This window comes from Propionivibrio limicola (assembly GCF_009469695.1).
Lineage (GTDB): Bacteria > Pseudomonadota > Gammaproteobacteria > Burkholderiales > Rhodocyclaceae > Propionivibrio > Propionivibrio limicola.
This window is the reverse complement of sequence record NZ_SSSR01000012.1, coordinates 15,335-29,301: the sequence shown is the minus strand read 5'-3', so window position 1 is coordinate 29,301 and position 13,967 is coordinate 15,335. Positions and strand designations below refer to the sequence as shown.

At 62.0% G+C, this 13,967-nt stretch carries 13 protein-coding genes; 6 read left to right on the top strand and 7 right to left on the bottom strand.

The genetic code is table 11. The features are described 5' to 3' along the window. The first annotated feature begins 6 nt into the window (after positions 1-6). A complete protein-coding gene (gene murB / locus GH659_RS09530) occupies positions 7-1,053 on the top strand; it encodes a UDP-N-acetylmuramate dehydrogenase (RefSeq protein WP_153111176.1) in 1,047 nt (348 codons plus the stop codon). A 9-nt stretch (positions 1,054-1,062) separates the two neighbouring features. Here the strand turns inward: murB and GH659_RS09525 are convergent, their stop codons facing one another. Further along, positions 1,063-1,908 (bottom strand): hypothetical protein, encoded by an 846-nt coding sequence (locus tag GH659_RS09525; RefSeq protein WP_153111175.1) that lies wholly within the window; start codon positions 1,906-1,908, stop codon positions 1,063-1,065. 129 nt (positions 1,909-2,037) lie between these two features. On the opposite strand from GH659_RS09525, the gene GH659_RS09520 reads away from it, so the two are divergent. Further along, positions 2,038-2,937 (top strand): cation diffusion facilitator family transporter, encoded by a 900-nt coding sequence (locus GH659_RS09520; RefSeq protein WP_153111174.1) that lies wholly within the window; start codon positions 2,038-2,040, stop codon positions 2,935-2,937. Positions 2,938-2,944: 7 nt separating this feature from the next. Further along, the gene (locus GH659_RS09515; protein ID WP_153111173.1) at positions 2,945-3,907 is read left to right on the top strand and encodes a S1/P1 nuclease; all 963 of its coding nucleotides are present in this window, start codon (positions 2,945-2,947) and stop codon (positions 3,905-3,907) included. Here the strand turns inward: GH659_RS09515 and htpX are convergent. The 3 genes from htpX to def form a co-directional block, all read right to left on the bottom strand. Continuing rightward, entirely contained in the window at positions 3,895-4,752 is an 858-nt protein-coding gene (htpX, locus tag GH659_RS09510) for a zinc metalloprotease HtpX (RefSeq protein WP_153111172.1), read from the bottom strand. The genes GH659_RS09515 and htpX overlap by 13 nt on opposite strands. An 85-nt stretch (positions 4,753-4,837) precedes the next feature. Beyond that, positions 4,838-5,776, bottom strand: a complete 939-nt coding sequence (fmt, locus tag GH659_RS09505; protein ID WP_153111171.1) for a methionyl-tRNA formyltransferase — start codon at positions 5,774-5,776, stop codon at positions 4,838-4,840. Then, entirely contained in the window at positions 5,773-6,276 is a 504-nt protein-coding gene (def, locus tag GH659_RS09500; protein WP_153111170.1) for a peptide deformylase, read from the bottom strand. Before def ends, fmt begins: the two co-directional genes overlap by 4 nt. Before the next feature lie 195 nt (positions 6,277-6,471). Here def and GH659_RS09495 point away from each other — a divergent pair, with 195 nt between their 5' ends. From GH659_RS09495 to GH659_RS09485, 3 genes are all read left to right on the top strand, one after another. After that, the gene (locus GH659_RS09495; RefSeq protein ID WP_153111169.1) at positions 6,472-7,506 is read left to right on the top strand and encodes a LysM peptidoglycan-binding domain-containing protein; all 1,035 of its coding nucleotides are present in this window, start codon (positions 6,472-6,474) and stop codon (positions 7,504-7,506) included. 11 nt (positions 7,507-7,517) lie between these two features. Continuing rightward, positions 7,518-8,633, top strand: coding sequence for a DNA-processing protein DprA (gene dprA, locus GH659_RS09490; RefSeq protein WP_153111168.1), 1,116 nt, complete (start codon positions 7,518-7,520; stop codon positions 8,631-8,633). A gap of 165 nt (positions 8,634-8,798) precedes the next feature. Then, complete coding sequence (locus GH659_RS09485; protein ID WP_153111167.1) at positions 8,799-11,390, top strand: DNA topoisomerase III; 2,592 nt, start codon at positions 8,799-8,801, stop codon at positions 11,388-11,390. Between the two features lie 60 nt (positions 11,391-11,450). On the opposite strand, the gene GH659_RS09480 is transcribed toward GH659_RS09485, so the two are convergent. Genes GH659_RS09480 through hepT form a run of 3 tightly spaced genes read right to left on the bottom strand, consistent with a single transcriptional unit; the run spans position 11,451 to position 13,941 of the window. Next, positions 11,451-12,377 carry a hydrogen peroxide-inducible genes activator gene (locus tag GH659_RS09480; RefSeq protein WP_153111166.1) on the bottom strand — a complete coding sequence of 309 codons (927 nt, stop codon included), beginning with the start codon at positions 12,375-12,377 and terminating at the stop codon, positions 11,451-11,453. Positions 12,378-12,419: 42 nt separating this feature from the next. Beyond that, positions 12,420-13,136 carry a 16S rRNA pseudouridine(516) synthase gene (locus tag GH659_RS09475; RefSeq protein ID WP_153111165.1) on the bottom strand — a complete coding sequence of 239 codons (717 nt, stop codon included), beginning with the start codon at positions 13,134-13,136 and terminating at the stop codon, positions 12,420-12,422. A gap of 34 nt (positions 13,137-13,170) precedes the next feature. Continuing rightward, positions 13,171-13,941, bottom strand: coding sequence for a type VII toxin-antitoxin system HepT family RNase toxin (hepT, locus tag GH659_RS09470; RefSeq protein WP_211364185.1), 771 nt, complete (start codon positions 13,939-13,941; stop codon positions 13,171-13,173). Positions 13,942-13,967 lie beyond the last annotated feature (26 nt).

Here is a 13,967-nt window from a genome sequence, read left to right as displayed (position 1 = left end):
GGCCGCATGCACGCAGCGGATTTGCCTGATTTCGTCGAGCGCGAGGCCAATCTGGCCAAGCGCAACACGCTGGGTTTGCCGGCGCATGCAGCGCTGTACGCGCGGATCACGTCAGTCGAGCAGCTGGCCGCGCTGGCCGATTTCTATGCGCCCGGCGATTGCCGCTTCTTCGTGCTGGGCGGCGGCAGCAATCTGGTGCTCTCCGGTGACTTCGACGGCCTCGTGCTGCACATGGCGATGTCCGGCCGCGCGCTGGTCGGCGAGGATGCTGACGCGTGGTACGTGCGCGCCGGCGCCGGCGAGAACTGGCACGATTTCGTGCAATGGACGCTGGCGCAGGGCTGGCCGGGGCTGGAGAATCTGTCGCTGATTCCCGGCACCGTCGGCGCGGCGCCGATCCAGAACATCGGCGCCTACGGGCTGGAAGCCGGCGACCGTTTCCACGCGCTGACCGCCTTTGACATGCAGCGTGGCGAGAGTGTGCGCTTCGACCGCGCAGGCTGCCGCTTCGGCTACCGTGACAGCGTCTTCAAACAGGAAGGCTGGCACCTCGACGGGCGTTTCGTCATCACCGATGTCACTTTCCGTCTGCCGAAACACTGGCAGCCGCTGACCGGCTATGCCGACATCGCCAAGGAACTGGCGGCCCAGGCGATCGAAGAGGCGGATGCGCGCCAGATTGCCGACGCCGTGATTGCCGTGCGCCAGAGCAAACTGCCTGACCCGGCCGAGATTCCAAACACCGGCAGCTTCTTCCACAACCCGGTTGTCGCGGCGGCGACGGCGGAGCAACTGCTGGCAGCGTATCCGAACCTGCCGCATTACCCGCAGGCCGACGGTGGCGTGAAACTGGCCGCCGGCTGGTTGATCGATCAGGCCGGCTGGAAGGGCAAGGATCTTGGGCCGGTTGGTATGTACGAAAAGCAGGCATTGGTGCTGGTCAATCGCGGTGGCGCGACGGGTGCCGATGTGTTAGCGCTGATGCAAGCCGTACAGCGCGATGTGCAGGAGAAATTCGGCGTCGAACTGACGCCGGAACCGGTTTTCCTGTAAAGCCCGCCTTCAGTCGGCTTCGACGCGCTCGAAGCTGACCTGCCCGTACATTTCCGGGCTGTTGGCAGCGATCCAGTGTCCCGCTTCGGCTTCGGCGCGTTCCCAGGTCGCCGCCCGCAGCGGCACGTCGCGCAGGCTGCCATCCGGCCTTGGCCATTCGAGCATGAAGCTGCGCACGCCGGCGCGTTCCTGCGACCGGATGCGGCGCATCCAGCGCGGCTGCTCGCGAAACAGGACCGACAGCGGCTGATCGATACATAAACGGTACAACGGCCCTTTGCCGCGATGCTGAACGATGTACTCGTCGTCGCCGGCGACTTTCTCGATCACGCGCCAATCGGCGCAGCCTTCAATGATGGCGCCGATGGCCAGCCCTTCTTCGTTATCAACGATCTCCGCCGCCACATCGTGCGGAACACCCGGGCCTTCCACGAGATCGTGCCAGGGAAGACCGTTGCGGGTCGGTGGCGGGAAGGGCAGCGGACGCTTGCCTTGCCGGATCCGGGCAAATAGCGATGACTGGAGGACATCCTCCAGCTCGATCTGCGGGAAATCGGAGCGCGGCGCCGCGGGAAAGCTGCCGGCCCCCATGTAGCCGACATTCCACAGCGTTTTCAGCCATTCAGACGCATCGAGTACCGCCTGCGCCAACTCCATATCGATATTCGTACTCGGCATTTCCGGTTCATTGACTGCAGGTTGCCCGGCCAGCAGCGCGCCTTCGCTGATGCGCGCGCGCAAACATTCCTGGAACAGGCGTTCGACCCATTCCGCCTCGGTCGGCGGCAACTGCGCGATTTTCCCGGCAAAATCCATCAATTCGTCGCCATCCAGAGGAAAATCGCTTGTTGTCATTGGTTTGAACTCCAAAGAAAGGGAATTTATGTCTATCAAGCTTCAATCATACCCATCCCGGCGCTGGCCGGCACGCGACATCAAAGTTCGGCGGTTTGTTGTTGCCATTTCACCTGCCATAATGCGCCCATGACCACACCTTCGCTCAAACGCTACGCTTGGCTGTCGATTTTTGCCGCACTGGCGACCATCCTATTGAAGGCGGTCGCTTGGTGGGTAACCGATTCGGTCGGCCTGCTTTCCGATGCGCTCGAATCCTTCGTGAATCTGGCCGGCGCCATGATGGCGCTGGCGATGCTGACCATCGCCGAGCAACCGGCCGATGAAAACCATGCCTACGGACATGGCAAGGCCGAGTATTTTTCGAGCGGCTTTGAAGGGCTGCTCATCCTGGTCGCCGCGATTGCCATCGCCGTTGCCGCCATCGAACGCCTGCTGCATCCGCAACCGCTCGAGCAGTTGGGCGTTGGTCTTGCCGTATCGGTCATCGCCTCGGCGATCAATCTATTTACCGCGCGCATCCTGCTCTCTACCGGGCGCAAACATCGTTCGATGACGCTCGAAGCCGACGCGCATCACCTGATGACCGATGTCTGGACGTCGGTCGGCGTCATTGTTGGTGTCATGGCAGTGGCCGCGACCGGCTGGCTGTGGCTCGACCCGGTGCTGGCGATCCTCGTCGCCGCGAACATCGTCTGGACCGGATGGAAACTTGTGCATCGCTCGGCCTCTGCCCTCATGGACGTGGCGCTGCCGCCGGAGGACCATACGGTGCTGACGGCTGTGCTGGCCGGCTATCAGGCGCAGGGCATCGACTATCACGCTCTGCGTACGCGCGAATCGGGAGCGCGCCGCTTTGTCGAACTGCATCTCCTTGTGCCCGGCCAGTGGACGGTAAAAAGAGGCCACGATCTGGCCGAACAGCTCGAATGCGACATCCGTGCCGCCTTGCCGCGCACGACGGTTATTACGCATCTCGAGCCGCTCGAAGATCCCGTTTCGCTCCGCGATATCGCACTTGACCGCTAGGTTTGGCATGCGCGCAACAGTTTTCATTGTGGCGCTGGCCGCGTTTCTGCCGGCGCAAGCGCTGGCGTGGAATGCCGCCGGTCACCGGCTGATTGGCAGCATTGCCTGGGAGCACATGAGTAACGCGGCGCGTACCGAATCCAGCCAATTGTTGCAAGCCCATCCCGAGTTCGAACGCTGGCGTAAACGCGCGAAGGTATCAGGCGTCGATGACCCGGATGCGGATCGTGCGGTATTCATCGAGGCTTCGACGTGGGCCGACGATATCCGCAACGACAAGCGCTTCTACGACGCCGACCGCGAAACACCGACAACAACCTTGCCCGGCTTTCCGGACATGGAAAGGCGGCGCCACTGGCACTACGTGAATCGCCCGTTCGACGGCTCATCCCGGCAAAAACCAATGTCCGGGCAGCTTGAAACGCAACTCCCTGTCCTCATTGATTTGCTCGAAGAGGAAAAATCGACGCGTGCGAGTCGGATCTATGCCTTGCCGTGGCTCCTGCATCTCGTCGGCGATGCCCATCAGCCTCTGCATACGCTGACACGGAGAATGGAAAAAGGGATCTGGGATGCCGGCGGTAACCGGGTGCGGATCGTTAACCCGTTCAACTCGCGCTACCCGGAAACGACGCTCCACACCTTCTGGGACGACCTGCCCGGGCCGCCCTGGTTGCGCGGCGAGCAACTGGACAAGGCGAGTCGGGCGATGATGGTGATTTATCCGCGACCGCCACGCTCCGTGTCGGCCAGAGGCTGGATCGAGGAGAGCTGGCAGATGGCCCGCCAGCATGCTTATCCGAAGGAGCTGGACGAGCACTTGCCGGAAGAGGCAGCCGCAATCGTCATCGACGCTGCCTTTTTCGAGAATAGCCGGGAGGTCGCCAACCGGCGCATTGCCGAAGCCGGCTACCGCCTGGCCGATGTTCTCAACCGTGTGTTCCGTTCATCGAAACCTTACCGGCGATAGCTGGACGCCAGCGCGCGCAGGCGGGCGACGCGTTCCTCGGTCGCCGGGTGGGTGCTGAACAGACCGGCCAACCCGCCGCCGGAGAGCGGATTCATGATCATCATCTGCGCCGTCGCCGGATGTTCTTCGGCCACTGGCATCGGGATGCCACGCGCGTAGTGGTCGATCTTGGTCAGCGCATCGGCGAGCGCGTTCGGATCGCCGCAAATCTCGGCGCCACCACGGTCGGCCTCGAATTCGCGGGCTCGCGAAATGGCCATCTGGATCAGCGATGCGGCGAGCGGCGCCAGCAGCGCCACCAGCAGTCCGGCGATCGGGTTGGCCGGACGCCCCTCGGAATCGCGCCCGCCAAAGAACATGGCAAAGTTGGCGAGCGCCGAAATGGCACCGGCCATCGTCGCCGAAATCGTCGAGATCAGGATGTCGCGGTGCTGCACGTGCGCCAGCTCGTGCGCCATGACGCCACGAATTTCGCGCGCCGACAGCAGGTTGAGGATGCCGGTCGTCGCCGCGACGGCGGCATGTTCCGGGTTACGCCCGGTGGCGAAGGCGTTCGGCTGTGGTTCGTCGATCAGATAGACGCGCGGCATCGGCAAGCCGGCGTTGCGCGCCAGTTCGCGCACCATGGCGTAGAACTGCGGCGCCGAGGTCTCATCGACTTCCTGCGCGTTGTACATCTTGAGCACCATCGTGTCCGAGAACCAGTAGGCGAAGATGTTCATCGCGCCGCCAAACACGAGCGCCATCATCATTCCGGACGCTCCGCCGATGTAGGAACCGATGGCACCGAACAGCGCCATGATCGCCGCCATCAGGATGGACGTCTTCAGCCAGTTTGCGAACATTGTCTTGATCTCCTCAATAACGGGGTGGCCATCTCGGTGGAGCGGCTGCCCTTCAGCGCCTTAGATTGAGCGCGAGCGCAAAAATTCAAGCCGGGAGCGGAAAGGTCGTACCCACCGCGACGTAATTTCCGGACAGGAACTGGGCGGCCGGCAGGCGCTTGCCGCCCGCTTTCTGCAATTCGGTCAGCCGCAGCCGGCCTGCACCACAGACGACGACAATTCCCTTCTTGTCAGCTGCGACGATGGTACCGGGCGTTGCTGCACCGGAACCATCACCACCGGATTCGGCCTGCGCCGCCCAGACCTTGACGCCGTTGCCGTCAAGTTGCGTCGAAGCTCCCGGAAACGGATTGAAGGCCCTGACTTGTCGCGCCAGCTGTTCCGCCGGCAGGCGCCAGTCGAGCGGCGCCTCGCTTTTTTCAATCTTCGCGGCGTAGGTTACGCCGGCCTCCGGTTGCGAACAGGGCGCCAGCGGCAGCGTGTCCAGCGCCTCGACGATCAGTTGCGCGCCCTGGCTGGCCAGCTTGTCATGCAGCGTGGCCGCCGTATCGTCCGGCGCAATCGGCAGTCGTCCGGAGAGCAGCACCGGTCCGGTGTCGAGCCCGGCTTCCATCTGCATGATGCACACCCCCGTCTCGGCATCACCGGCGAGGATTGCGCGCTGAATGGGGGCCGCGCCGCGCCAGCGCGGCAACAGCGAAGCATGGATGTTTAGGCAGCCAAAGCGCGGCATGTCGAGGACAACTTGCGGCAGAATCAGTCCGTAGGCAGCAACGACCATCGCGTCCGCCCCGACCGCGCGCACGCGCTCTTGCGCCACCGCGTCCTTCAGCGTCAGGGGTTGAAACACGTCGATACCGGTTGCCGTCGCCAATTCCTTGACCGGCGACGGCCGCAAGGCCATGCCGCGTCCGGACGGCCGATCAGGCTGGGTCAGCACCAGCGCCACTTCATGGCCGGCCTCCAGGATCGATCTGAGGGCAATGGCGGCGAATTCGGGCGTTCCGGCAAAAATCAGCTTCATGCGGTAATCCGTGCCTGCTTGGCGAGTTTAGCCTTGATGCGGGTTTGCTTGAGGATGGACAGATGATCGACGAAAACCTTGCCCTTGAGATGGTCCATTTCATGCTGCAGGCAAACGGCCAGCAAGCCGTGCGCGTCGATTGTCCGGGTCACACCGTCGAGATCAAGATAGCGCACGACGACATGTTCGGCGCGCTCGACCTTGTCGTAGATACCCGGCACGGACAGGCAACCTTCTTCGCCGATCTGGCTGCCGTCGCATTCAACCAGCTCGGGATTGATCAACACCAGCAGTTGATCGCGTGCTTCCGAGACGTCGATCACGATCACCTGTTTGTGGACATTGACCTGCGTGGCGGCCAGGCCGATGCCGGGGGCTTCATACATCGTTTCGGCCATGTCCTTGACCAAACGCTTGATCTTTTCGTCGATGTTGACGACAGGAGATGCCATTGTCTTCAGGCGTGAATCGGGGTAGCGGAGTATGGGCAGTAAAGACATAGAAATGGCATAAAAAACTTGATCGTTAAAACGATTGCGTGCAGAATCGGCCGCAACTTATTGAAAAACGGCGCATTCTTGGCCGTTTTGTTGCGATGTCCGCAGCCCGGAATCACCAGTAACAACGTCGGATCTGACCCCTCTTTTCGACAAGAGTTCACAGACGTCACCGACCGCTCGTACGAGGATATCACGATGAACCGCATTTTATCCGCGCTCGCCCTTTCCATCGCCGCCGCCCTTTGCAGCGCCAGCGAGCCGCCGATCCGGCTGGCAGAAAATGTACCTGACCGGCACATCGTCGTTCCGGGCGACACGCTGTGGGGAATTTCCGGGAAGTTTCTCAAGGAGCCCTGGCGCTGGCCAGAAATCTGGCGCATGAACAAGGAGCAGATCAAGAATCCACACCGCATCTACCCGGGCGATGTGATCGTTCTTGAATACGATGCCAATGGCAATCCGCAGCTTCGTCACCTCCAGAACGTGAGCAGCAGCAAGAAACTGCAGCCGCGGATTTATTCCGAACAGAACAGCGAGGCCATTCCGCCGATTCCGCCCAACGTGATTGAGCCGTTTCTTTCCGAGCCGTTGATCGTCGAAACCGAGAACCTCAACAGCGCTCCACGCATCGTTGCAACCCAGGAAGGCCGCGTCTTTCTCGGCAACGGCGACAAGGCCTACGTTGACAACGCAGATCCGGCCCAGAAGGTGTGGCAGGTCTATCGCAACGGAAAGGCTCTCTACGATCCGGACAATCCCAAGCAACTTCTTGGTTATGAGGCCTTTTACCTCGGCACGGCGATACAGACGCGTCCAGGGAGCCCGGCAACCTTCGAGATCAATACGGTAAAAGAGGAAATGGGTCGTGGCGACAGGCTGCTGCCGATGACCCGACCGAAATTGGTCGATTACGTGCCGCACAAGCCGGACGTGCAAATCAATGGCCGGGTGATCGGCATGTACGGCGGCGTCAGCGCCGGCGGCCGCGGTTCGATCGTATCGATTAGCCGGGGGAAAATGGATGGCCTGGAGATCGGCCATGTGCTTGCCCTCGAGCGCGATCGCAATTTCGTTCAACGCGACGAAAACGACCGGAAAATGAAGGTCGCCATTCCGTCGGAACGTATCGGCCTCATCTTCGTATTCCGTACCTTTGACCGCGTCTCCTATGCGCTTGTCGTGCAGTCGGATGGACCGGTCGAGGTCAATGACTTTGTCAGTACGCCCTGAACCGGGGCAAGATGGATTCGGAAAACGCACTCGCCGCATGGCTGCGCCTGACCCTCATTCCCGGCATCGGCGGTGAAACACAGCGCAAGCTGCTCGCCGCCTTCGGTCTTCCCGAGACCATTTTTGCCGCCAGTCGCACGACGCTGGCCGGCGTCATCGGCGACAAGGCGGCAGGGCTTCTGCTCGACACCGACAACGCCGAAGCCGTCGCCGCCGCTTGCCAATGGGTCGATGGCAAGCACCAGCATGTAATCACCCTCGCGAATCCCGAATACCCGCAAATGCTGCTCGAAATTCCCGATCCGCCAACGCTTCTTTACGTGCGCGGCCGCCTTGAATTGCTCAACCGACCGGCGCTGGCCATCGTCGGCAGCCGCAACCCGACCCCGCAAGGCCTGCAGAACGCCGGACAGTTTGCCTCGGCGCTCGCCGGCGCCGGACTGGCTATCGCCAGTGGCCTCGCGCTTGGCATCGATGCCGCGGCCCATCGCGGCGCGCTGGCGGTCGCCGGAGACACCGTCGCCTTCATCGGTACCGGCATCGATCGCATTTACCCGGCGCGCAACAAGGAACTGGCGTTCGAGATCGCCGAACGTGGTGCCATCGTCTCCGAGTTTCCGCTCGGCACGCCGGTCACCGCCTTCAATTTCCCCAAACGCAACCGGCTGATCTCCGGCATTTCGCGCGGTGTGCTGGTCGTCGAAGCCGCCGTCGAAAGCGGCTCGCTGATTACGGCCCGGCTGGCCAGCGAACAGGGGCGGGAAGTTTTCGCCATTCCGGGATCGATTCATTCGCCGCAGGCGCGCGGCTGCCACAAGCTGATCAAACAGGGAGCCAAGCTTGTCGAAACAGCCCAGGACGTGCTGGAGGAGCTGCGCTGGACATCACCGCCAGCAGCGGCTGCCAAAGTCGGGAAGGCAGAAACGGCCCAAACGGACGCCAACGGCGACGACGCAAGCGACGCCCTCCTGGCAACGATGGGATTCGACCCCTGCGGACTCGACGAGCTCGTGCAGCGCAGCGGACTGGCCGCCGACACGTTATCGGTGATGCTCCTTCACCTCGAACTCGATGGTCGCGTGGCCAGCTTGCCCGGCGGTCGCTACCAGCGGCTTTCGCCAAACTGATAAACCCTGAGGGAAGGCCATCCCGGTTGCAAGTGCTGGCTTGCCAAGCCTCGCGGAGTCCTCTTATCATGCCCCGCAACCAGGGCAACCGGCAGCGCCTAAGGTGCAGCAAGTTGTTCGACCACCTGATCAAACACCGTAACGAACCGAGAGTAACCCCACTCCATGAGCAAGAAACTGATCATTGCCGAGAAGCCTTCCGTCGCGGGCGATATTGCCCGCGCCCTCGGCGGTTTCACCAAACACGACGACTATTACGAAAATGATCAGTACGTCATCTGCTCGGCCGTGGGTCATTTGCTCGAACTGGCCTGCCCGGCGGAATACGAGGTCAAGCGCGGCAAATGGTCGTTTGCCCATCTACCGGTGATTCCGCCGCATTTCGATCTCAAGCCGATCGAAAAGACCGAATCGCGGCTCAAGCTGCTCACCAAGCTGATCAAGCGCAAGGAGGTCACCGGCCTCGTCAACGCCTGCGACGCGGGCCGCGAAGGGGAACTGATCTTCAACTACATCGCGCAGCATGCCAAGTCGGGCAAACCGGTCGAGCGCCTGTGGCTGCAGTCGATGACGCAGCAGGCGATCCGCGATGGATTTTCCCGCCTGCGTGCCGGCGAGGAGATGCGCGGCCTGGCCGATGCCGCCGTCTGCCGCTCCGAATCCGACTGGCTGGTCGGCATCAACGGCACTCGGGCGATGACGGCCTTCAACTCGAAGACCGGCGGTTTCCACCTGACGACGGTCGGCCGCGTGCAAACGCCGACACTCGCGTTGCTGGTCGACCGCGAAGACAAGATCCGCAAGTTCAAGCCGCGTCCCTACTGGGAGCTGGAAGGCGTGTTTTCCTGCGCCGCCGGCGAATACCGTGGCAAATGGTTCGACGAGAAATTCTCGAAAGGCAAGGGTGAAGAGGATGAACACCTGCGCGCCGACCGCCTGTGGGACGAAACCCGCGCCAAGGCATTGCAGGCCAAGTGTTCCGGCCACCCCGGCGAGGTCAGCGAAGAAGCCAAGCCCTCGACCCAACTCTCGCCGCTGCTTTACGACCTGACCAGCCTGCAGCGCGAAGCCAACAGCCGTTTCGGCTTCTCGGCCAAGTCGACACTCGGTTTGGCGCAGGCGCTCTACGAAAAACACAAGGTGCTGACCTATCCGCGTACCGATGCGCGCGCACTGCCGGAGGATTACCTCGGCACCGTCAAGGACACGCTGAAAATGCTGACCGGCGAAGGCGTCGGCAAGGGCCACGACGAAACGCTGCTCGCCCGCTTCTCGCCGTTCGCCCACCAGATTCTGGCACGCAGCTGGGTGCTACCGAACAAGCGCATCTTCAACAACGCCAAGATTTCCGATCACTTCGCGATCATCCCGACGCTGCAGGCGCCCAAATCGCTGTCGGAACCCGAGCAGAAGCTCTACGACATGGTCGTCAAACGCTTCCTCGCCGTGTTCTACCCGGCGGCGGAATACATGATCACCACCCGCATCACCCGCGTCGAAGACGAACCGTTCAAGACCGAAGGCAAGGTGCTGGTCAATCCGGGCTGGCTGGCCGTCTATGGCCGTGAAGGCCAGGAAGGCGACGAAGGCAATCTGGTCGCCGTGCAGCCGAAGGAAAAAGTCACCACCGACGAAATCGTGCTCAACGCCACCGAAACCCGGCCGCCCCCCCGTTACTCGGAAGCGACCTTGCTTTCGGCCATGGAAGGCGCCGGCAAGATGGTCGACGACGAGGAACTGAAAGCGGCGATGGCCGGGCGCGGTCTCGGCACGCCAGCGACACGCGCCCAGATCATCGAAAATCTGATCGGCGAACAGTACCTGCAACGCGAAGGCCGCGAGCTGCAGCCGACAGCCAAGGCGTTCACGCTGATGACGCTGCTCAACGGTCTCGGCATCCCCGAACTGACCGCTCCGGAGCTAACCGGCGAGTGGGAACACAAGCTGGCGCGCATGGAGCGCGGCGAATTGTCGCGCGATGCTTTCATGAAGGAAATCGCGGCGATGACGCAGCACATCGTCGACCGCGCCAAGACCTTCGATAGCGACACCATCCCCGGTGATTTCGGCGAACTGACGACGCCCTGCCCGAAATGCGGTGGCAAGGTGAAAGAGACCTACAAGAAATTCCAGTGCCAGGCTTGCGACTTCGCGTTGTGGAAGATCGTCGCCGGCCGCCAGTACGAGGCGGCCGAAATCGAGCAACTGCTCAGCGAGCGCAAGATCGGCCCGCTCACCGGTTTCCGCAACAAGATGGGACGGCCGTTCAACGCCATCATCAAGCTCAACGCCGAGCTCCAGCCCGAATTCGATTTCGGACAGGGCAGCGTCGGTGAAGACGGTCAGGCCGAGGAAGTCGATTTTTCCGGCCAGCCGTCGCTTGGCGCCTGCCCGAAATGCGGTGCCCGCGTCTTCGAGCACGGCATGGCCTATGTCTGCGAAAAATCGGTCGGCCCGGAAAAGAGTTGCGATTTCCGCTCCGGCAAGGTCATCCTGCAACAGCCGATCACGCCCGAGCAGATGACAAAACTGCTGAACGAGGGACGTACCGATCTGCTCAAGGAGTTCATCTCCTCGCGCACCCGCCGCAAGTTTTCGGCCTTCCTCGTGCGCGGAACTGACGGCAAGGTCGGTTTCGAATTCGAAAAACGCGAGGCCAAGGCCAAACCGGCCGCCAAATCGAAAAAAGCCGCCGACGGAAAAACCGAGGCGGCACCTGCCAAAAAGACAACGCGGAAAAAGGCCGCCGCCGAATAAATCCTGCCCCAATCGGCAGAACAAACAGCCTCCGGAGAACGACTTTCCGGAGGCTTTTTTCTAATCGATCACTTTTACCCCGGGCGGCGGCGCATCGAGGATGGCCGCACGCAGCACATCGATAGCCTGAGGCCGCGGGAAAGTGGCCCGCCAGGCGATCACGATGCGCCGGTAAGGGGCAGGTTCGGTAAACCGGCGAAATTGCAGCAGCGGCTCATTCTGTGAGCCGGAGGATGACCACGATTCGGCGGCCGAGACCGGTACCACCGAAATGCCGGCGCCACTCGCCACCATGTAGCGCACCGTTTCGAGCGAGCTGCCCTCCAGCGCGCCCTCGATACCGCCCGGCTCGGACAGTTTCGGACACGCCTGTACCACCTGATCGCGAAAACAGTTGCCACTACCGAGCAGCAACAGGTTTTCACTGGCCACGTCGTCGGCCGCAATCTTTTGCTTGGCCGCCAACGGATGATCGGCCGGCAAGGCCACGCAGAACGGTTCGTCATACACCGGCCGCGTCACGATGCCCGGTTCGGAAAAGGGCTGGGCCACGATGATCGCGTCGAGATCGCCGCGCCGCAACTGCTCGGCCAGTCGCACCGTGAAATTCTCGTGCAGGTACATCGGCATGCGCGGCGCCCGCGCGTGCATGGCCGGAATCAGGCGCGGCAGCAGATAGGGGGCAATCGTGTAAATGACACCGAGGCGGAATGAGCCGATGAGCGGATTCTTGCCCTGTTCGGCGAGCTCCTTGAGCCGCGCCGACTCCTCCAGCACACGTTCCGCCTGCTGGGCAATCTGCTCGCCGATCGGCGTCAGGCGAACATCCGCCGAGGTGCGCTCGAAAAGAATGATGCCGTAGCGCTGTTCGACCTTCTTCAAGGCGACCGACAGCGTCGGCTGGCTGACATGACATTTCTCGGCGGCGCGTCCGAAATGCCGTTCCTTGGCCAGCGCCACGATGTAGCGAAGTTCGGTAAGGGTCATGACTGAACAAGCGTAAAGGGGTCGATTCGGCAAGAATACCGCCTAAGCCGCCGCTCCACGCACGCCAATGCGTTCGAGATCGGCCGCCGTCAGCCACATCCAATGCCCGAGCGGCAAGGCAGGCGGCAGTTCGAATCCGCCGATCGCCACGCGGTGCAATCCTTCAACGCGATTGCCGGCCGCCGCGATCATGCGCTTGACGAGGTGGTACTTGCCCTCGGTCACGGTCAGGCGCAACACGTGCGGCGAGCGGATCTCGCACGCCATCGCCGCAATCGGCTCCGGCTCGTCATTCAGCACGACGCCAGCCAGCAGTGCTTCCAGTTGCGCCGAATCGAGCGGATGTTTGACCGTCGCGTCATAGACCTTCGGCACCTTCTTCTTCGGCGAAATGCAGTTGTGGTTGAACTGGCCGTCATCGGTGAATAGCAGCAACCCGGTCGTATCTTCATCGAGCCTGCCGACCGCCTGCACGTCGCGCGTCACCAGAGGCTGCGGCAGCAGGGTGTAGATGCTCGGATGGTGGCGCGGCTGATGCGAACATTCGAAATGCGCCGGCTTGTTCATGGCGAGGTAAACCTTGTCACGAAACCGCCAGGACACACCATCGACCGCGAACGCAAAACCAGCCGGTGAAAAATCGGCATTCGGGTCGTCGCACACCACGCCATCGACACTGACCCGGCCCTGACGCACCAATCCCCGGCAATCGGCCTTGCTGCCAAAGCCCTGCGCACGAAGCAAACGTTCAAGCTGCATTCTCTTTAACTCCAACCAAGTTTTCTCTCCATGCTCAAGCCGTTCTGCTTGCCGCATCGCGGCGCAGCAGCGATTGGCTGTAGAGCAGAAATTCATCCAGATGCTTCTCGATAATGCTCACCGTGATCGGCAACTGCAGCGTCTGATAATCGTGCACCGCGATATTGCGGAAGCCGACCATGCGCTTGAGGCCGTCGGCAAGATCGGCCGTAATCCAGCCGCCTTGCGCGAGCAGGGAGAACACATCGCGCGCGCTTTGCGGCACGCCCAGCCTTTCACGGCGGATCAGGTGCTGCCCCATATCCAGCGCGGCATCACAGGCACGCTGGATGTTCAGGATCGCTGCATCCTGCCGAGTGTAATCGCTGGCAAAGCCGGCCGGGTTTAGCGCGTACACCTCACGAGCCCGTGCGACACAACGCTCGATTGTCGCCGCCTTGTCGGTCGGGAAAATGTCTACTTGAGCGGTATCCAGCGCCGTTTTCTCGCTCAGGATTGCCGCCTCAAACAATCCTGCATGCGCATCCTTCGCCCACCACCGCTCGCCTGTGGTGATGATCTGGTACTGCATCACTGTCGATGCTGCGCGCAGGTCGAGCAGATCAACCGGATATTTTGCCACCTCGACCAAGTCGCCTGCCAGTCCGAACAGCGCCACCGGATCGGTATAACCGGCCACCAGAATGGCCAGATCGAGATCACTCTCCGGTTGCGCGGTGCCCTGCACGCGGCTGCCGAAAGCATGGACGGCCAGGAGGTTCGGCAATGCTGCCTGCAGTTTTCCAACGATGGCGTCACGGTTCATTTTCTTACCCTCGTCATCCCGGCTTT